This window comes from Pseudomonas sp. PB105 (assembly GCF_009764655.1).
Taxonomy (GTDB): domain Bacteria; phylum Pseudomonadota; class Gammaproteobacteria; order Pseudomonadales; family Pseudomonadaceae; genus Aquipseudomonas; species Aquipseudomonas cyclaminis.
In genome coordinates this window covers 15480-32050 of sequence record NZ_RWIO01000093.1, presented here as the reverse complement: position 1 = coordinate 32050, position 16571 = coordinate 15480, and the positions used below count along the sequence as shown (strand labels likewise).

Annotated in this window: 22 protein-coding genes and 1 pseudogene; 8 read left to right on the top strand and 15 right to left on the bottom strand. The window is 53.9% G+C overall.

All coding sequences use genetic code 11. The features are described from left to right. The first annotated feature begins 142 nt into the window (after window positions 1–142). Complete coding sequence (locus EJD88_RS23255) at window positions 143–478, top strand: hypothetical protein (RefSeq protein ID WP_038443850.1); 336 nt, start codon at window positions 143–145, stop codon at window positions 476–478. Window positions 479–595: 117 nt separating this feature from the next. Next, a complete protein-coding gene (locus EJD88_RS23250; RefSeq protein ID WP_038443853.1) occupies window positions 596–1147 on the top strand; it encodes an arsinothricin resistance N-acetyltransferase ArsN1 family B in 552 nt (183 codons plus the stop codon). Window positions 1148–1245: 98 nt separating this feature from the next. Here EJD88_RS23250 and EJD88_RS23245 read toward each other — a convergent pair whose 3' ends face one another. The 10 genes from EJD88_RS23245 to EJD88_RS23200 form a co-directional block, all read right to left on the bottom strand. After that, window positions 1246–1428, bottom strand: coding sequence for a DUF1289 domain-containing protein (locus EJD88_RS23245; protein WP_080727717.1), 183 nt, complete (start codon window positions 1426–1428; stop codon window positions 1246–1248). Window positions 1429–1430: 2 nt separating this feature from the next. Then, window positions 1431–1802 carry a hypothetical protein gene (locus EJD88_RS23240; protein WP_038443854.1) on the bottom strand — a complete coding sequence of 124 codons (372 nt, stop codon included), beginning with the start codon at window positions 1800–1802 and terminating at the stop codon, window positions 1431–1433. Between the two features lie 39 nt (window positions 1803–1841). Continuing rightward, complete coding sequence (gene dmeF / locus EJD88_RS23235; RefSeq protein WP_038443855.1) at window positions 1842–2756, bottom strand: CDF family Co(II)/Ni(II) efflux transporter DmeF; 915 nt, start codon at window positions 2754–2756, stop codon at window positions 1842–1844. A gap of 19 nt (window positions 2757–2775) precedes the next feature. Beyond that, window positions 2776–3051, bottom strand: a complete 276-nt coding sequence (locus EJD88_RS23230) for a metal/formaldehyde-sensitive transcriptional repressor (protein WP_080725266.1) — start codon at window positions 3049–3051, stop codon at window positions 2776–2778. 284 nt (window positions 3052–3335) lie between these two features. After that, window positions 3336–3758, bottom strand: coding sequence for an arsenate reductase (glutaredoxin) (arsC, locus tag EJD88_RS23225; RefSeq protein WP_038443859.1), 423 nt, complete (start codon window positions 3756–3758; stop codon window positions 3336–3338). 20 nt (window positions 3759–3778) lie between these two features. Beyond that, window positions 3779–4492: an arsenical resistance protein ArsH gene (gene arsH / locus EJD88_RS23220; RefSeq protein WP_038443860.1), complete on the bottom strand. Its 714-nt coding sequence runs from the start codon at window positions 4490–4492 to the stop codon at window positions 3779–3781. 47 nt (window positions 4493–4539) lie between these two features. Beyond that, on the bottom strand, window positions 4540–5010 hold the full coding sequence (locus EJD88_RS23215) for an arsenate reductase ArsC (protein WP_099455476.1): 471 nt from the start codon (window positions 5008–5010) through the stop codon (window positions 4540–4542). Window positions 5011–5027: 17 nt separating this feature from the next. Continuing rightward, the gene (locus tag EJD88_RS23210; protein ID WP_007247284.1) at window positions 5028–6311 is read right to left on the bottom strand and encodes an arsenic transporter; all 1284 of its coding nucleotides are present in this window, start codon (window positions 6309–6311) and stop codon (window positions 5028–5030) included. Between the two features lie 24 nt (window positions 6312–6335). After that, window positions 6336–6692, bottom strand: a complete 357-nt coding sequence (locus EJD88_RS23205; RefSeq protein ID WP_053177965.1) for a metalloregulator ArsR/SmtB family transcription factor — start codon at window positions 6690–6692, stop codon at window positions 6336–6338. Beyond that, window positions 6689–7111, bottom strand: a complete 423-nt coding sequence (locus tag EJD88_RS23200; protein ID WP_158879130.1) for an arsenate reductase ArsC — start codon at window positions 7109–7111, stop codon at window positions 6689–6691. Before EJD88_RS23200 ends, EJD88_RS23205 begins: the two co-directional genes overlap by 4 nt. Window positions 7112–7251: 140 nt before the next feature. Between EJD88_RS23200 and arsN2 the strand changes: the two genes are divergently transcribed. The 4 genes from arsN2 (at window position 7252) to EJD88_RS23180 (ending at window position 9896) form a co-directional block, all read left to right on the top strand. After that, window positions 7252–7704 (top strand): arsenic resistance N-acetyltransferase ArsN2, encoded by a 453-nt coding sequence (arsN2, locus tag EJD88_RS23195; protein WP_256673683.1) that lies wholly within the window; start codon window positions 7252–7254, stop codon window positions 7702–7704. A gap of 72 nt (window positions 7705–7776) precedes the next feature. Further along, on the top strand, window positions 7777–8145 hold the full coding sequence (locus EJD88_RS23190; protein WP_038443869.1) for a hypothetical protein: 369 nt from the start codon (window positions 7777–7779) through the stop codon (window positions 8143–8145). 61 nt (window positions 8146–8206) lie between these two features. Beyond that, complete coding sequence (locus EJD88_RS23185; RefSeq protein WP_064361255.1) at window positions 8207–9379, top strand: DUF3800 domain-containing protein; 1173 nt, start codon at window positions 8207–8209, stop codon at window positions 9377–9379. After that, complete coding sequence (locus EJD88_RS23180; RefSeq protein ID WP_064361254.1) at window positions 9372–9896, top strand: hypothetical protein; 525 nt, start codon at window positions 9372–9374, stop codon at window positions 9894–9896. The genes EJD88_RS23185 and EJD88_RS23180 overlap by 8 nt, the downstream gene beginning before the upstream one ends. Window positions 9897–10099: 203 nt before the next feature. On the opposite strand, the gene EJD88_RS23175 is transcribed toward EJD88_RS23180, so the two are convergent. The 3 genes and pseudogenes from EJD88_RS23175 to EJD88_RS23165 form a co-directional block, all read right to left on the bottom strand. Further along, on the bottom strand, window positions 10100–11542 hold the full coding sequence (locus tag EJD88_RS23175) for a hypothetical protein (protein ID WP_064361253.1): 1443 nt from the start codon (window positions 11540–11542) through the stop codon (window positions 10100–10102). Next, window positions 11539–12525, bottom strand: a complete 987-nt coding sequence (locus EJD88_RS23170; protein WP_064361252.1) for a nucleoid-associated protein — start codon at window positions 12523–12525, stop codon at window positions 11539–11541. Before EJD88_RS23170 ends, EJD88_RS23175 begins: the two co-directional genes overlap by 4 nt. Window positions 12526–12903: 378 nt before the next feature. Further along, window positions 12904–13764 (bottom strand): annotated as a pseudogene (locus EJD88_RS23165) (cation:proton antiporter); the annotation flags it as partial. Between the two features lie 185 nt (window positions 13765–13949). Here EJD88_RS23165 and EJD88_RS23160 point away from each other — a divergent pair. After that, window positions 13950–14336 (top strand): MAPEG family protein, encoded by a 387-nt coding sequence (locus tag EJD88_RS23160; RefSeq protein ID WP_099585798.1) that lies wholly within the window; start codon window positions 13950–13952, stop codon window positions 14334–14336. A gap of 53 nt (window positions 14337–14389) precedes the next feature. Here the strand turns inward: EJD88_RS23160 and EJD88_RS23155 are convergent, their stop codons facing one another. Continuing rightward, complete coding sequence (locus EJD88_RS23155; RefSeq protein ID WP_099585797.1) at window positions 14390–15577, bottom strand: murein transglycosylase A; 1188 nt, start codon at window positions 15575–15577, stop codon at window positions 14390–14392. A 128-nt stretch (window positions 15578–15705) separates the two neighbouring features. Between EJD88_RS23155 and EJD88_RS23150 the strand changes: the two genes are divergently transcribed. Further along, window positions 15706–16155: a cytochrome c gene (locus tag EJD88_RS23150; RefSeq protein ID WP_099585796.1), complete on the top strand. Its 450-nt coding sequence runs from the start codon at window positions 15706–15708 to the stop codon at window positions 16153–16155. A gap of 6 nt (window positions 16156–16161) precedes the next feature. On the opposite strand, the gene EJD88_RS23145 is transcribed toward EJD88_RS23150, so the two are convergent. Then, window positions 16162–16557 (bottom strand): DUF1090 domain-containing protein, encoded by a 396-nt coding sequence (locus EJD88_RS23145; protein WP_099585795.1) that lies wholly within the window; start codon window positions 16555–16557, stop codon window positions 16162–16164. Window positions 16558–16571: the final 14 nt, after the last annotated feature.

Below are 16571 nucleotides of genomic sequence, written 5' to 3'. Positions count from 1 at the left end.
CGCAGCTTTCGCGTGCCCTGCGAGGCTCATGTATTGAAATCGAACTGGGGATTTAACGTCCAAGCAGTTTCCCGATGGACGCCGGTCAGCAGCAATCCTTGTAGAATTTTACCAGTGAAGTGCCACCCCTTTGAGATGCTCTATGAACTCTGAATTAACCGAAGAAGAAATGCGTCGTGCCCTTTTTGGTACGCCTCAGCCAAAGGAGCAAGTTTCTACTCCGCTAGTGCTGGAGCCTGTGCCAGAGATCGTTTTCACGAAGCCCGCAGAGGCTCCACTAGCCAAGAAGAAAGTGACGAAGGCGTTTACGCCCAGGCTGCGGGTCACGCTCCGGGTTGGGAACGAGTTTGAGGGGAAAATGACCGAGTTGATTCACGAGGCTGATACGTTGAGCTCGTTGCTTGCGGAGCAGGAGGCCGTGAGGGCTGCAAGGAAGAAGTACAAATATGTTGAGGTCGTATCAGTCAGATCGATGTAGAGGCCTAGCTGAACTACTCAGGCGAATGGTGGCGCTCATAACATCTTCACATTTCGACCATGTCCAAGGCTGATCTAAAAAGGGTAATGTTCAGCTTTCGAATCAGGGACGACTTGCATGGCTTTGAAAATCCGTACGGCGACGGTAGCAGACGCTGTAGCCATCCAGCGCATTTACGCCCCCATCGTTTCGACAACGGCCATCTCGTTCGAAGAGATTCCGCCAAGCGCTGAGGAAATCGCTCAGCGAATAGCGACAACGCTTTTGACATATCCCTACTTGGTGGCCGAAGAAGGTGGGGAGATCAAGGGCTATGCCTACGCAAGCCAGCATCGCGCTCGTCCGGCCTACCGATGGGCTGTGGACGTGACGGTGTATATAGCCGAGTCGGCTCGCCGGCAGGGCGTTGGCCGTGAACTCTATGAAACCTTGCTTCCGATTCTCGAAAAGCAGAGGTTTCGCGCAGCTTACGCCGGAATTGCGCAGCCCAATGAAGGAAGTGTCGGTCTGCACGAGTCGCTAGGATTCGTACACATTGGGACGTATCCAGAAGTGGGCTTCAAGCTTGGAAAATGGCACGACGTCGGTTACTGGAGGCTTGGGCTGTGTCAGGCAACCCCTCCGTTGGAACCCATTCTTTTCCCCAAGCTTGAGGTTGCATCGCAGTAGGTTCACTCGCTGTGCGTTGTGACTATCAGACTTCGGCAGTGAGGTGGCCTTGCAGCTGCTTGAGCACAGCTCGGGCAACGGTCATCCTGTGGAAGTGACTAACCTTGCGCTTTTTTCAGCCCTTTCAATCGCACGTTCGCTCTTTGCACAGCTGCCATTTTTTCAGGCCGCTTCATGCGTTTCCACTTTCTAATGTCTTCCTTGCTGCGCCCGCAACTCACACAGAGATCACCACTTAGCTGGCAAGTCGAGATACAGGGATTTTCGATTTCTTTAGCCATTGTCAGTCCCCTTTAGTCGCGCCTGATTGAGCAAGGCGATTTTTCCAGTTGCCACCATGCGTGCGCTGGCACTCCTCCTCAGAGTCAAAGCAGACATAGCGGTCTGAAAGGTTCAGATCGATGTCGGCCTCGTTCAACGCGATAGAGGTCAACTCAACAATGCGCGCCTTCGCTATAGCCTGGGCGAGCTTCTTGTCAGCCAGTGTTTCGAACACCCAGACTACCTTGAGGGTTTCACTCAACGCATTCAGGTCGGCGGTGTGAGTGAGCCACGTAAATCCTTCGATCTCCCCTTTTGCTGTTTCGCACGCTTCGGTGAGGGTAGTAATTAATCGACGTTCGATACGCGCAAGCTCACGTTTCCCTAGTGGCATTAGGAGTTCCTATGAAGTCGAGGTTGGGGAGCCGGTGAATCAAACTAATCGAAACTCGACCGTAAGGTGGCTGACTTCGTGGACAGGCTTCAGTCGTTCACGAATGCTTTCAGCGTTCAAAGTGGATTCGCCGAGGACGCTGACAATAGCCGCATGCGCCTCTGGCCCGACCCGCCAGACATGCAGGTCTGTAATGGTTGCATCACCCGGCTTCTCTACCAGCTCGCGGATTTCATCTGCAACGTGCTCATCAGTTTGATCCAGCAGTACAGCCGAGGTGACGCCCATCAAACTCCATGCCCAACGCGCAATAACTATGGCGCCCACAATGCCCATTACCGGATCCAGCCACACCCATCCGAGATACCGGCCAGCGAGCAGTGCTGCAATTGCCAGGACGGAGGTCAGAGCGTCCGCTATCACATGGACGTAAGCTGATTTCAGGTTGTTATCGCCGTGCCCATGATGATCATGATCGTGCCCATGACTGTGACCGTGGCCAAGCAGAAGCGCGCTCACAATGTTTACGATCAAACCCACAATCGCAATGAGCGTAGCGGTTCCGAATTGAACCTCCGTCGGCTGCAAAAGACGCATGACCGACTCTACGGCGATTACCAAGGACACCATGCCGAGAATGAGCGCCGATGCAAATCCACCCAGGTCTCCAACCTTGCCCGTACCGAAGCTATAACGACTGCTGGAGGCGTGGCGTTTTGCGTAACTGTACGCAACTGCAGCGATGCCCAAAGCGCCTGCATGGGTTGCCATGTGAAAGCCGTCGGCGAGTAGAGCCATCGAGCCAGTGATATAGCCGGCGACGATTTCGCCGACCATCATCACCACCGTTAGCGCCACAACCCAAAGGGTACGTTTGGCATTTTCTTCGTGTGCTGACCCGAGGAACACATGGTCATGTACGTGATTAATTTCGATGTTGTGGCTGCTGCTCATGAGCATGTACCTAGATTTTTCACTTGGAATAGCGGCGAATGGCTTCAAGAAGCTCTTCGACACCCTTGTTGCGCTCTTCATCGCTAAGCGTTGGGCTCGCTACATGCTCTCTGGCGTGATCCTCAATAATTTCGTCCATCAATCCGTTGATAGCTCCACGTGTGGCAGCTACGAGATGCAATGTTTTCGCGCAATCGGCATCCGATTCCAGTGCACGCTCAACGGCTTGGATTTGCCCCGCGATGCGTTTCACGCGCTTGAGAAGATCGTCTTTGTTTGAAGCTATATGGCCCATGGGAGAACCCCCTTTGACTGTGCATACGCGCATCATAGGTATACCCCCTATACCTATGCAAGCGCCGTTTGACGGAAAGCTCATAAACAGCTATTTGCCGAAACTGGCTTCAGATAGGAGGAAGGGCGAAACAGGATGATCAGGACTCTGCTATTGGCCGCTCTTTGCTATGATGTTGACAAAGCGAGCAGGTCAAACGAGATGCAATTGCTGGTTAGGTCGAATGCAGACGGTGGCCAAGTGGAGTGCGAATGGGACTCCAAGGCCACGTACTTCGGGTGGGATCAAACCCTGTTGCCATTCTCATCAATGACGACTTGTCCGTCTTCCTTGACGAAACTGCCGCTCTGCTCCTGAGGCAGAAGGTCGAGAACGGCCTCTGACGGGCGACACAAGCGTGTGCCCAACGGCGTCACGACGATGGGGCGATTGATCAGGATAGGATGAGCCATCATGGCATCGATGAGCTGCTCGTCAGTCAGCGATGCATCGCCCAATCCCAGCTCCTCGTACGGAGTGCCTTTGATACGCAAAAGAGCCTGCACTCCGATACCCATATCCCCAATGAGTCTGACAAGTGTGGTGCGATCAGGCGGGGTCTTCAGATACTCGATAACCGTCGGTTCTTCCCCGCTGTTACGGATCAACTCCAAGGTGTTGCGAGAGGTGCCGCATTCGGGGTTGTGGTAGATCGTGATCTGGCTCATATCGCTTCCTCGTACTGACGTTAGATGGAGCGCTGGTTGACGCGTTTGGAAAGCTCTTCGGCGGACTCTTTACGCTCGGAGTACCGATCAACCAAATAATCCTGGCGATCCCGCAACAGTAGGGTGAACTTCATCAGCTCTTCCATCACGTCCACGAGACGGTCGTAGTACGAGGACGGCTTCATACGACCTGCCTCGTCGAACTCGGTAAATGCCTTGGCAACCGAAGATTGGTTTGGGATGGTGAACATCCGCATCCATCGGCCCAGTACGCGCAGCTGATTAACCACGTTGAAAGATTGCGAGCCACCGCAGACCTGCATCACTGCAAGGGTCTTTCCTTGCGTAGGTCGTACAGCACCTATCGCCAGCGGAACCCAGTCAATTTGGGCTTTGAATACTGCACTCATAGAACCGTGACGCTCAGGGGAGCACCACACCTGCCCCTCAGACCATTGCATCAGCTCGCGCAGCTCTGCGACCTTGGGATGTGTATCGGCAGCGTCATCCGGAAGCGGCAGACCCGATGGGTCAAAGATCTTGGTTTCAGCGCCAAACTCATTCAGCAGGCGTGCCGCCTCTTGCGTGACTAACCGACTGAATGAGCGCTCTCGCGTTGATCCATACAGCAGAAGAATGCGAGGTTTATGGAGCGAAGGCGTGCGAGGCGACAGTTGCTCCAGCGACGGAATGTCGATCAGGTCGGCGTGTACGTTCGGCAATGTGTCTTGCATATAAACTCCTACGGCGGCGCCTGGTTGGGTGCCGCCTCGGTTGATCTTTAAAGCGAACCGATGCGGTTCAGTTCAGCTTTCAACTGTTCAGCGCTGATGGTCTTCAGTGGCAGCGCAAGAAATGCGCTCACGCGCTCGTGAATTTTGGCGAGTGTGGTTTCAAAAGCTGCGGTGATCTCGGCTTCCGAACCGCTAGCGTCAGACGGGTCGGCCAGACCCCAATGCGCCTTCAAAGCTGGCCCAAAGAAGATTGGGCATGCCTCACCCGCTGCCCGGTCACAGACAGTGATCACGATGTCTGGAGGTGAGGCTTCAAAAGCATCCGAAGCCTTGCTGCTCAAGCCCGCCGTGGAGATACCCGCCGCCTCCAGCGTTTGCAATGCCCGTTGATTCACCCTGCCACTGGGAAAGCTTCCTGAGCTGACGGCTTCTACACCCTCGGGCGCCAAGTGGTTGAAAAGCGCTTCGGACAGAATGCTGCGGCAGCTGTTGTGGGTGCACATGAACAAGACTTTCATCAGACGATTTCCTTGATTCAAAAACTGAGGCGCAGTGCCAGGGCGGACAATGTGGCGACGAGGATGGGCACGGTCAGCACGATCCCGGTCTTGAAGTAGTAACCCCAACTGATCGTTATATTTTTCCGGGCGAGCACGTGCAGCCACAACAGAGTTGCCAAGCTCCCAATTGGGGTGATCTTCGGGCCCAGGTCGCAGCCGATGATGTTGGCGTAAACCATCGCTTGCTGGACAACACCATCGACTTCGGCGGCATGAATGGATAAGGCGCCTACCAAAACGGTGGGCATGTTGTTCATGATCGAAGACAGCAACGCTGTTAGCAGCCCTGTACCAAGGGACGCGCCCCAAACGCCATAACCGGCGAACACGTTCAGGATCTGCGCGATGTGGTCGGTCAGACCGGCGTTCTTCAGGCCATAAACAACCAGGTACATACCCAAAGAAAAAATCACCACCTGCCATGGCGCCTCTTTGAGCACCTTGCTTGTATTGATGGCGTGACCACGAGCCGCGATGACGTAAAGAATGAATGCACAGACCGCTGCAATGGCGCTGATTGGCACCCCCAATGGCTCAATGACAAAGAAGCCGATCAGGAGTAGTGCCAACACCCACCAGCCGGCTACAAAAGTGGCCCGGTCGTGGATTGCTTCGTCCGGATTGTCCAGTTGGTTGAGGTCATAGGTCTTTGGTAAATCTTTGCGGAAAAACCACAGCAGCATGGCTAACGTCGCCGCCACGCTGACGATGTTTACCGGCACCATGATCGAAGCATATTCGTTGAAGCCGATATCGAAGTAGTCGGCAGAAACGATGTTGACCAGGTTGGAAACCACCAGCGGTAAGCTCGCCGTATCCGCGATAAAACCGGCTGCCATGACGAATGCCAACGTAGCAGCAGGAGAAAAACGCAACGCCAACAACATCGCGATCACAATGGGTGTGAGGATCAACGCTGCTCCGTCATTAGCGAACAGGGCAGACACCGCTGCGCCCAGCAGGACGATAAATGCGAACAACTTGCGGGTGCTCCCGCCTCCCCATCGGGCCACATGCAGCGCAGCCCATTTGAAAAAGCCTGCCTCATCAAGCAACAGACTAATGATAATGACCGCGATGAACGTTCCGGTAGCGTTCCAGACTATGCGCCATACCTCCGGTATGTCTGCGAGGGTAACGACGCCTGCCAGCAACGCCACGATGGCACCGAACATCGCACTCCAGCCAACCCCAAGCCCCTTGGGTTGCCAGATGACAAGGACGATGGTTGCGATAAAGATCAATACGGCAATCAGCATTTCATTAATCCGGTTGGGCGCGAATCAGCTACACACGGCTTGGTTGATCGGGCGGTCGTTCATGCCGCAGAGGCGCTTAGCCTCGGTTTCTAGCCATTGCTGATTGGCGTCTACCACTTCCTTCAAAACTGCAGTCACCCACGTGGGCAAGTCAGGATTCAGCCGGTAGTACACCCATTGGCCTTGGCGACGATCCAACAGCAAACCGGCAGAGCGCAGTAGCGCCAAATGACGAGAAATCTTCGGCTGACTCAGGTCGAGTGCTGCCGTTAGCTCGCATACACAAAGCTCACCTTCACTCACGACAAGCAGCGAAATTTTTGCTCGGGTGTCATCCGCCAGGCACTTGAATAAGGTGGTGGGGTTCAAGGGTTCTGTCATAGATCCTCCAGGTGTTTGGTCTTGACCAAAACGAAGAGCTTGATGCGCTCGTGGATGTCGTGGAGCGTGTGGCGAAATGCGCCAGGATCATCGCTAGTTACTGGGTCAGGAAAATCCCATGCAATGACTTCACCTGCACTGGGCATTGGTAGGCACTCGCTTGCGGATTTATCACAAAGAGTGATTACGTAATCGAATCGATCAGCTTGAAACTCGCTGATGGAATTGCTGTGCAGGCCCGTAGCATCGACTCCAACTGCCTCCAATGCTTGAGTCGTGCGCGGATCAACCTCAGACGGTTCAGATCCTGCGCTGAAGGCCTCGAAGCGCGGGTCGGTGTGCCGCAGCAAAGCCTCTGCAAGCAGGGAGCGGGCTGAGTTGGCAACGCACACGAAAAGCACTTTGATAGCAGGGCTCATGGTGGAATTCGATGCATATGGGAAATCGAATATACGCTTTAGCGAATATTCGGTAAAGCGAATATGATGTCTGCTGTTTGGCATGTGCCCTAACGTTCCATGCGTGTCGGCATAACGGAGATGAGAGGATGGAGGGGAAGATGATGATCCAGGCAAAGGAAATAGCCGGAGGACAGTGGCAGCGCTTTCGCGATGCGCTGAAATCTGCTGACCTTCCAGCAGACGATATTGATCTTCCAGGCCGAACCTTTTTTGAGTTCTCACGGGATGGTGAGACTGTTGGATGGGGAGGGTTTGAAACGCATGGTACGGACGGGTTGCTGCGTTCCTTGGTCGTAGTGTCGGCCTACAGATCGAAGGGGGTCGGTGTCGCCGTGCTTCGGATAATTGAAGCGATAGCCGCCGAGCAAGGAATCGCTCGATTTCATTTGCTGACAACAACTGCGTCAGGCTTTTTTGAGCAGCAGGGCTATGCAGTAAATCAACGAGTCTCTGCGCCGCCTCTGATTTCTCAGACGGAGCAGTTCAGGGGGCTTTGCCCTGGCTCGGCTTGCTACATGTGCAAAGCATTATCTGCGAATGCACGAAAGTAGCTGATCACCTTGGTGATGGCTTTTAGCCTCGATGCCAGCTAGATTTGGAGCTTCCTACGATCAAGGATGGATATGAAAAAGCTCATCGCAGTAATGGGGATCTGTGTCGCACTTGGCGGTTGCGCTACGTCCCACTACACCGCAGGGCGAGACTTTCCGTCGGCCAGTGTAGCGAGCATCACCAAAGGTAAAACGACGACTACTGAGTTGAAGTCGCTGTTTGGTGAGCCCTACGCTAAGAGCGCAGTCAGCGAGACTGACGAGAAGTGGATCTACACTTACACCAATGGCTCAGCCCATGCTCAAAGCTACGTGGTTACCATGAAGGTTACGACTACAGGCACTCAGAAAACTCTCGACGTCTTGATCCGAAATGACGTGGTCATCAACTACACGTTCAGCGAAGGCCCCGCTCCAGGCACTACCACTGCGACGAACTAAGTTCACCACCTTGCCATTGGGCGACCCACCGCGCTCAGTACGTTGTTGATGGAGCATGCTCATGGACAGAACATATGCCTTCGTGGATGAGTCCGGGAATTCCGACCTTGATACGTCAAAGGGAGGAAGCTCGGGCTTCTTCATCGTGTGCTCCATTCTGGTGGCAGAGAAAGACCTGGAAGCTGCTTATACCCAAGCTGAAGCACTCCGCATGCGTCATTTTCAAACAGGTGAGATCAAATCCAGCAATCTAAAGCCGAAGGATTCAGATCGCCGTGCCCGAATCCTCAACGAGCTAGCCGAGCTGCCATTCAAGCTCTATTTCACTGTCGTTGATAAATCCCGAATTCACAAAGACGGTGGCCTCCGTATCAAAACCTCGTTCATAAAATACGTGAACGGGTTGCTCTATGATCGTTTGTTCCGCGCATACCCAGACCTTCAGATGATCGTAGACGAGCATGGTGGCCTGGAATTTCAGGAGAGCCTCAAAAGCTACGTTGCAGAACGGTTCATCGACGACCTATTTGGCGATAAGGATGCCTTCCAGGCGGTAGCCAGTAAGGACAACGTTTTGGTTCAGGTCGCAGATTTTTTTGCTGGCTCAGTGGCTCAGATTTACGAGGAGAAAGCATCGGAAGAAGCAGTTCTTGCCTATAAGAAGATCCTCCGCAGCCTGACTCTTGGAATGCTGGAGTGGCCATCCAAGTACCAGTCTCTTCTGCCGCCACCAACGAATGAGGCTGGATATGCAGACTATCAAATACACCAGGAAGCTTTACGCCAAGCAGACCATTTTAGCGAGCGCGTTGAGGAGCATCCTGATGAGAATGAGCACCTGCAGCTAAGCATTTTACGATTCCTGAGATTTCAGAGCGAATTCGTCACCAAAGACTACGTGCCAACTGCAGAGATCATTGCCCACCTCAAAGATAGTGGCTTCGGAGAGGTCAACGACCAGAGAATTCGCTCCAGTGGCGTTGCAAAACTTCGCGATGCGGGGGTAATCATCTCTAGCGCCGTTAAGGGTTATAAAATTCCCCAAACACGTGCGGACATTAATGACTTCCTAGAGCGGGCATCAGGCATCGTCGTCCCTCTTCTCGAGCGCGTTAAAAAGGCACGAGAGGTGTATCGGCTGAGTAGTCGAGGAGAATATGACATCGTGACTGCAGCCAACCTGACTGAGCTAGCCAAGCTGCTCGCTGCGCTCGAGGCATTTGCAGATGACTGAGCTCAGTCATGGCCAGGAACCTCACCAGGCTGCATTAATACAGGATGAAATCCTAGAGATTCTGAAAGAAGCCAAGGTGCTCGCGCGTAGATTCTATCGCCTCACCGGCAAGCCGCTGGGCGTGACCGGCGAGGTGGCAGAGTACGAAGCTGCTACTAGACTCGGGCTGTCACTACATCCAGCAAGGCAAGCAGGTTACGACGCTACAGAGACGCTGGAAGATGGCGTCGCGAGAATCCAGATCAAGGGCCGCTGTATCCTGAACCCGCTAAAGATTACTGGCCGTATGGGTGCAATTGATCTACGACAGCCCTTCGATATTGTGCTTTTGGTGCTGCTTGATTCTAAGTTCAACGCATTTGCAATGTACGAAGCGAGTCGTGCCAAGGTAGAGGCAGCGCTGACCTTACCTGGGTCGAAAGCCAGAAATGAACGTGGAGCGCTGGCTATTAGGCAATTCATGTCGATAGCTAGCTTGCGCTGGGCTCGCCAAGAGCCCAGCGAATCAGAAAGTTAACTGCCAATTAGAGTCGAGACCTAGTGGTAGGGTGCTCTGAGATGCAAATTTAATGTCCCCAATACGGCACATTAACCGTCATTTTTAGGCTTAATGACCCTATCTGGGGACATTACGCTGAGCAACGGGATACGGACAAAGGTGACTACAACTCTTACCTCAGCCTGCAACCATAAAAAGCCAACCGTAGTTGTATTATAGCTTTATGAAAAAAAGGCTGAAATGTAGTTCCACGCGCAGAAAAAATAATAATTGATGTAACTCGCTACAAAACTAGGTGCCGCAAGTGATAGGAAGTAATGGACAATCGCTGCGTACAGACAGAAACACACAGCCCAAGCAAGCCAGTAAACTGTACGTCCGGAGGATATAGGTTTTTCAACCAAACGCTTCCAGTCGTCCGCAGACATGAAGTTGTAGATCTTCTTCCGCCATCCTTCTCGACTGCTGTCAGCAAGGCTGTTAAAACGCAAGGTTGATAGAGTGTTGATAACTATGCTTAATATGAGAAGCACAGAAACGCCGAGATAAAGAATAGTGGTTGCTGTATCGGCTACGCCTGTAGTCGCTATCGGAGTCTTGAGAGCTAAGACAACACCCGCCACCGCGAAATCACGCCAGAGAGCTGATATTAAATCCCTTGTCGCAGTTTGTGTCTTATTAACCTCTTCCTGCAAACCCTTGCGCAGATCCCCCAGGCTTTTGACAGCCTCTTTGCTTTGATCCTGGAGATGAAAGGCGAACGCTTCCTTGGCCCCGGAGAGACTATTTTTTAATAGCGTCGTTGAGCCAGATGGCCATGTTGTCCCACTAATCCAGTTGATAGCAATGTGGTTGTTGAAAAGTTGAAATTTCGTTTCAGACTCCCTAGGGGTAGAGTAGATCCACTGGCAGGTGTCGTGAAGTGTTTCAAACTCGATATCAGCCCAGTTAATAGGCTGGTCTATAGGTATGGGGAGCGAGCGCCCGCCTCGGAATATTACGTGAGTCTCATCATCTTCCTTGCGAATCTCAGCAGGCAAGCAAAATGAAAGCTTTTCCACCGCCACGCGTTTCCAGGCCGAAAAAGGGTCGCTTTCAGAAATTGGCTCAGCAGTGAGCAGCCATGGCTCAAGCGATTGAGGGGTAAGGGAGTGGGTAAGATCCCGTACCGTCTTCCAAGGCTTTTCAGGATGTTGAGTGGCGGTCGGTAAATTTTTATCCCCACCAATTTCTTTCACTAAAAACTGATGAGTAGAAAACTCAAAAGTTTCTCCTGCAACCCATACACACATCTTTTTCTGTGAGTTCTGTGTTGAAAATTGATTTGTCCTCAGCCAATTTTCGAAACCTTTAATGGTGAGAAAATAACACCAGCCATCATTCGCTGGTTTTTCCAGGATGACCGTTAGTCTGTCATTCTCTACATCCGCTAAATCGAAATCCTTGATGTCGATGCTATCGGACACCTCTCCGAAAAGCTCTATCGTTCCGATGCCCTCAGAGCCAAGGCGCAAGGTAAGATCTTTCAATTCTCGGACAAAATCGGAGGAAGTAACGCTTACTTCATCAATTCGAAGAACAGTTGCGGTTTCGACCTGCGCAGAACCACCCGACGCAGTAAGTCGCTCAAAGAAACTGCGAAGTTCTAGCGCTAGCTGTTTCATGATTCACGCAAACGACTTGTACGAATAGTAATGACAGTTTCATCCTTTTTGTTTTCAATAGTTAAACTTCCCTTTGCCCGTGCAGGCATATTGATGGTTATGCCTTCGCTTGTTACGTATTTTTTCGCTTCATTGGTTGGTAGTTCATCGTTATCATAAGCAAATACCTCACCTGTCAGGTTGAGATCTTCCAAATCTTTGTTGAAAGTTTCTCTAATTTCATCTCCGCCATTGATGCCAAAAAAGTCGGTGAAAAACTCTTCGACCTCAAACTCCTTGCGCTTCTTCGCTATCTCAATAACTTTTTCAGCAACCTTAGAGGTGATGGCGGGCGGTAGGTCGCTTAAATGCGCTCTGACAGTCTTTTTTATCGCTTTGACAAAATCCGCTGTCATTTCCTTGGAGTTTCGCAGGCGCTCCACACCTAGGAATTCTTTGAAAAAATCGCTAATTCCGGAGCGACTCATCTTGTCGATGATTACTACCTCGGAGTCATGCGAATCCAAATCAATTAGCGCGGACTTTTGAAGAGCTTTTGGTGACTCCGTAAAGTTATTAGTTACAGCTTGGAGTATGGCTTTAGCTCCCTGCGTCTGGAATGTTACTACCTTTTCAGAGTCATATTTAATAAGCGAGTAGAATTTCTTGTTTCCTGTAACCAACCCAATAACAATTAGCACCCCTGATTTCATCCGTCTATCACCAAGTCGGTGAAATTGACGTGCTAGGCTCTTAGAAACGTCGACAAAATCAGACTCGCCTTTCTCCCACCCTTTCAGCTTTGCCTTGACCTGGGATATTTCAGCGAAAGAGAACTTATTGCCTTTTAGAGTTTCTTTGATACGTTCAATGAAGAACGGCTCGAATGTCCCTAGGGGCGTGTCGTCAAAAAGTATGGGATCGTCGGCCCGGTGATGTACCACGTGAAATATAAAATTCACGATTTTCAGGGCGTCTATTTCTTTATCGGTAAGAGTGGCCAAGCTAATTCCCCATCCTTGTTGGTGGCTACATGACATCAATCATCGATATAAGCACCTTTCCAGCATTATGCCTAGGGTCTTCCATAGTCTCTGCCATAAAGCACTACTGTATGAATATACACTTGTAGGGGGTGTTTTCCAGCAGGATGTTTCACCTAGGATCACCTGTCCGATGGAAGGCTCGGGGGGAATGTGTCAGGCGTCTTGGCTGGGCAGTGACCACGACCTAGATAGTTTGGGGTTTGAAGGGTGTTGCAGGTATGGCGGTTAGTGTAGTCAGCCTGGCAGGAATAGAGGGGGATTGTCAGCTCAAGTGGCGTTGTACGCCCCCTCTCGATGTGACAAGAATTGAGGATTTTCTGACCCCTTTGGGAAAACCCAGAAACCGTCCAGGTAGCGCCGGGTCATGTCGTTCATCGCCAGCTTGCGCCCCAGGTTGCCGATGATCAGCCCGGCCACCACCATCGCAATCGGTGCAGAGACGTGCAGCTCGGTGGCCATGGCCGAGCCGCCGATCACCAGGGCGAGGGTCAGCATGACTTCGATCTGGTGCTGTTCGATGCTCTTGATCATCAGGTACACCAGGTAGCCGATGAGCCCGCCGAACACCACGCCGCCAACGGCTTCGTGGACGAACAGCATGGCTGTGGCGCCCACGGTAGGCGTCTCGCCCAATTGCGCGATGCCCAGCAGGACGGTAAAGACCACCACCGCTGTGCCGTCGTTGAACAGTGACTCGCCGACGATGGTGGTTTTAAGCGGTTTCGACGCATTGGCAGTACGCAGCACACCCAACACCGCAATCGGGTCGGTGGGTGAGATCAGCGCGCCGAACAGCAAGCAGTAGAGGAAACTCACGTGCCAGCCGAACAGGGCAAAGATGTAGTACGCCAGGCTGCCGATCACTACCGTGGCAATCAGCACGCCGAAGGTCGCCAGCAGGCCGATGGGCCAACGGTAGCTGCGCAGGTCGCTGAGGTTGACGTGCAAGGCACCGGCGAACAGCAGGAACGACAGCATCCAGTTCATCAGCAGGTCGCCGAAGTCGATCTGGCCTATCAGTTGCTGGATGCGTTCCTCCAGGCCGGGGTAGCCGAGCACGCTCAGGCCTTGCAGGATCAGGGAAAACAGCAGGGCCGTGACCATGACGCCGATGGTGGGCGGCAGGCCGATAAAGCGGAAGTTCACGTAGGTGAGCAGGGTGGTGAGGCAAATGAAGGCGGCGACAAGTTCAAGCATCCGGGGTCCTTGGAGTGGGAGGAAGATCAGTGATGAGTGGGGGGATGGACCGCAGCAGCGGCATGAGGTTGCACCGCGCACGATAGAACCTTTTGGTGCGGGGCGGCTCTTAGCGGGTAAGTGCGGTTTGGTATGTTTAGTGCTAAAACTCTAATCGCTGTTTAAAACGACAAAAGGAATGAGTGATGACGGTCGCTTTCTGGTGTGTGTTGATCGCAATTTTTCTGCCTTACCTGTGTACGGGTGTGGCCAAGTTCAGCCAGGGCAAGTTCGGGCCTCGGCAGAACCACGACCCGCGTGCTTTTCTGGACACCCTGCAAGGGGTTGCCAAGCGTGCCCACAGTGCGCAACTCAACGGCTTTGAAGTCACCCCGGCGTTTGCGGCGGCGGTGATTATCGCGCATCTGGCCGGTACGGCCGAGCTGGTGACCATCAATGTGCTGGCCGTGCTGTTTATCACCAGCCGCCTGCTGTACATCATTTGCTACCTGGCCGACTGGGCGATACTGCGCTCGGTGGTGTGGTCTGTCGGCATGGCGTTGATTGCGAGTTTCTTCTTTGTCTCGATCTGACCTGTGACGCAGATCCACTTGTGGGAAGGGGCTTGCCCCCTCCCACATTTGACTTAGAGGGTCTCCGGAACCTGTGGCAACGCCGCGCCCTTGGGCCACAGCATCCAGATTTGCCCTTGCTGCTTCATATTCCCGGCCAGTTCCCCTGCCGCATCGCCGGTGCCCCAGAACAAGTCCGCACGCACTTCGCCGGTGATTGCACCACCCGTATCCTGTGCCGCAACCGGACGTGCCAACGGCGTGCCGTCAGGCTTGGTGGTCGACAACCACAACAAACTGCCCAGCGGAATCACCTTGCGATCCACCGCCACGCTGTAGCCGGCGGTCAACGGCACATTCAGCGAACCGCGTGGGCCTTCGTTGCTGTCGGGGCGGGCGCTGAAGAATACGTAGCTGGGGTTGCTCGCCAGCAACTCCGGGATTCGCTCCGGGTGCGCCTTGGCCCAGGCACTGATGGCGCCCATGGTCACGTCTTCTTTCTTCAGCTCGCCTTGCTCCACCAGCCAGCGGCCGATAGGGCGGTAGGGGTAGCCGTTCTGGTCGCCGTAACCGACGCGCAGTTGACGCCCGTCTTTGAGTTGAATGCGCCCCGAGCCCTGAATCTGCAGGAATTGCAGGTCCATCGGCTGGGTCAACCAGGCAATCGGCTTGGCGCTGGAGCCTTGGCCGTTGATGGCGCTGGCATCGTCGTAAGGCTTTAGCACGCGGCCTTCCAGGCGACCGCGCAGACGCTTGCCCTTGAGTTCCGGGTAGATGCTTTCCAGGTTGACGATGATCAGGTCATCCGGCACGCCATACACCGGCACATGGGCGGCGGCGGTCTTGGTCAGGCTGCCGGGGTAGACCGGTTCGTAGTAGCCGGTGATCAAGCCGTTTGGGGTGTTATCAGCCGAGCGCAGCCCGAACACATCCAGGCGCTCCTTGAGAAAACCGCGCACCGCTACGGCATTGCCCGGCACGCTGGCTGCCGCCGCGCAGGTCGCGCCCCATACCGGGTCGGCCTTGAGGCGTTGGCAAGCGCTGCGCCAGGATTCAAAGCCGGCCAGCAGGTCGCTGTCGGATACCGTCGGCAGCGCTTCCCAGGGGGCGCTGACGTAAGTGGCAACGGCATGGGGTTTGGCTGCTTCATCTTTAGCTGTGTCTTTACCGGTGTCCTTGCCTGCGTCGCAGCCGGCCAGCAGCGCAATCATCGGCAGAGCCCACGCCAGACGGCGGCTCCAGGGTTTCAACATGAGACTCATACACGTATTTCCTGAAACGATTGCCCGCGCCTTGGCGCTCTTGGGCAACCCTTGTTATTAATAGGGCTATTGGTCTTTGCGGGCGGGGCGAGGATACTGGCCGCCGTTTCCCGTGACCCTGAGCCACCATGACTTTTAAAAAAATGACGGTTGTACTGTTGGCCTGCCTGGCGGTGTCTGCCTGCGGTGGCGTCGATCCGAATTCGCCCCTGGGCCAGCGCAAGGCGATCTTCAAGCAGATGCTCAAGACCGGCGAAGACCTGGGCGGCATGTTGCGTGGACGCATTCCGTTCGACGGCGCGAAATTCGCCGAAGGCGCGGTCAAGCTCGATGCGTTGTCCCATGAACCATGGAAGCATTTTCCGAGCGTGCGCGAGCAAGATCACACCAGCGCCAAGGATGACGTGTGGCAAAAACAGGCGCAATTCCAGCAATTGGCTCGCGACCTGGAAGCGGCCACCGGCGAGTTGGTGATCGCCAGCCAGGTGCAGCCCTACAAGGCCAGTAACCTTTCGCCTGCCGTACAGAAAGTCGAAGACGCCTGCAGTGCCTGCCATAAACAGTTTCGTGACCACTGACCGGTTTTACTGGTCGAGTTCTTCCACGGCGTCCTGCAGTTCCTTGCGGGACTCGGCGAGTTTGTCCTTACGTTTGTTGATCTTCTCCGAGTCGCCTTTTTTCATCGCCTTGTCGAGGTCGGCCTGACGGCGGCTGACCTCGTGCTTGGCGTCGAGCACTTTGTTTTCCCGCTCCTTTCTCAACGAGGCGTCGGTGCAGTTGGCGGTGACTTCGCTCAAGGCTTTTTCCAGGCCGGCCTGTTGGGCGCTGTTACCGTGGGCCTTGGCTTGTTCGATCTGGGTGCTGATGGCTTGGCGCTTGGCGGCGCAGCCGGTGAGTTGGGGGGCTTCTTCAGCGGCCAGCAGTGGCGTGGCCATGAAGCTTGCGACGGTCAGCAGGGCAAAAGGGGCGAGGAATTTCATGTGGAGCTCCAGGG

Bases quoted from the DNA above. Each gene is read 5' to 3' on its own strand.
- EJD88_RS23255 (WP_038443850.1), top strand. From the start codon at position 143: ATGAACTCTGAATTAACCGAAGAAGAAATGCGTCGTGCCCTTTTTGGT.
- EJD88_RS23250 (WP_038443853.1), top strand. From the start codon at position 596: ATGGCTTTGAAAATCCGTACGGCGACGGTAGCAGACGCTGTAGCCATC.
- EJD88_RS23245 (WP_080727717.1), bottom strand. From the start codon at position 1,428: ATGGCTAAAGAAATCGAAAATCCCTGTATCTCGACTTGCCAGCTAAGT.
- EJD88_RS23240 (WP_038443854.1), bottom strand. From the start codon at position 1,802: ATGCCACTAGGGAAACGTGAGCTTGCGCGTATCGAACGTCGATTAATT.
- dmeF (WP_038443855.1), bottom strand. From the start codon at position 2,756: ATGAGCAGCAGCCACAACATCGAAATTAATCACGTACATGACCATGTG.
- EJD88_RS23230 (WP_080725266.1), bottom strand. From the start codon at position 3,051: ATGGGCCATATAGCTTCAAACAAAGACGATCTTCTCAAGCGCGTGAAA.
- arsC (WP_038443859.1), bottom strand. From the start codon at position 3,758: ATGAGCCAGATCACGATCTACCACAACCCCGAATGCGGCACCTCTCGC.
- arsH (WP_038443860.1), bottom strand. From the start codon at position 4,492: ATGCAAGACACATTGCCGAACGTACACGCCGACCTGATCGACATTCCG.
- EJD88_RS23215 (WP_099455476.1), bottom strand. From the start codon at position 5,010: ATGAAAGTCTTGTTCATGTGCACCCACAACAGCTGCCGCAGCATTCTG.
- EJD88_RS23210 (WP_007247284.1), bottom strand. From the start codon at position 6,311: ATGCTGATTGCCGTATTGATCTTTATCGCAACCATCGTCCTTGTCATC.
- EJD88_RS23205 (WP_053177965.1), bottom strand. From the start codon at position 6,692: ATGACAGAACCCTTGAACCCCACCACCTTATTCAAGTGCCTGGCGGAT.
- EJD88_RS23200 (WP_158879130.1), bottom strand. From the start codon at position 7,111: ATGAGCCCTGCTATCAAAGTGCTTTTCGTGTGCGTTGCCAACTCAGCC.
- arsN2 (WP_256673683.1), top strand. From the start codon at position 7,252: ATGATGATCCAGGCAAAGGAAATAGCCGGAGGACAGTGGCAGCGCTTT.
- EJD88_RS23190 (WP_038443869.1), top strand. From the start codon at position 7,777: ATGAAAAAGCTCATCGCAGTAATGGGGATCTGTGTCGCACTTGGCGGT.
- EJD88_RS23185 (WP_064361255.1), top strand. From the start codon at position 8,207: ATGGACAGAACATATGCCTTCGTGGATGAGTCCGGGAATTCCGACCTT.
- EJD88_RS23180 (WP_064361254.1), top strand. From the start codon at position 9,372: ATGACTGAGCTCAGTCATGGCCAGGAACCTCACCAGGCTGCATTAATA.
- EJD88_RS23175 (WP_064361253.1), bottom strand. From the start codon at position 11,542: ATGAAACAGCTAGCGCTAGAACTTCGCAGTTTCTTTGAGCGACTTACT.
- EJD88_RS23160 (WP_099585798.1), top strand. From the start codon at position 13,950: ATGACGGTCGCTTTCTGGTGTGTGTTGATCGCAATTTTTCTGCCTTAC.
- EJD88_RS23155 (WP_099585797.1), bottom strand. From the start codon at position 15,577: ATGAGTCTCATGTTGAAACCCTGGAGCCGCCGTCTGGCGTGGGCTCTG.
- EJD88_RS23150 (WP_099585796.1), top strand. From the start codon at position 15,706: ATGACTTTTAAAAAAATGACGGTTGTACTGTTGGCCTGCCTGGCGGTG.
- EJD88_RS23145 (WP_099585795.1), bottom strand. From the start codon at position 16,557: ATGAAATTCCTCGCCCCTTTTGCCCTGCTGACCGTCGCAAGCTTCATG.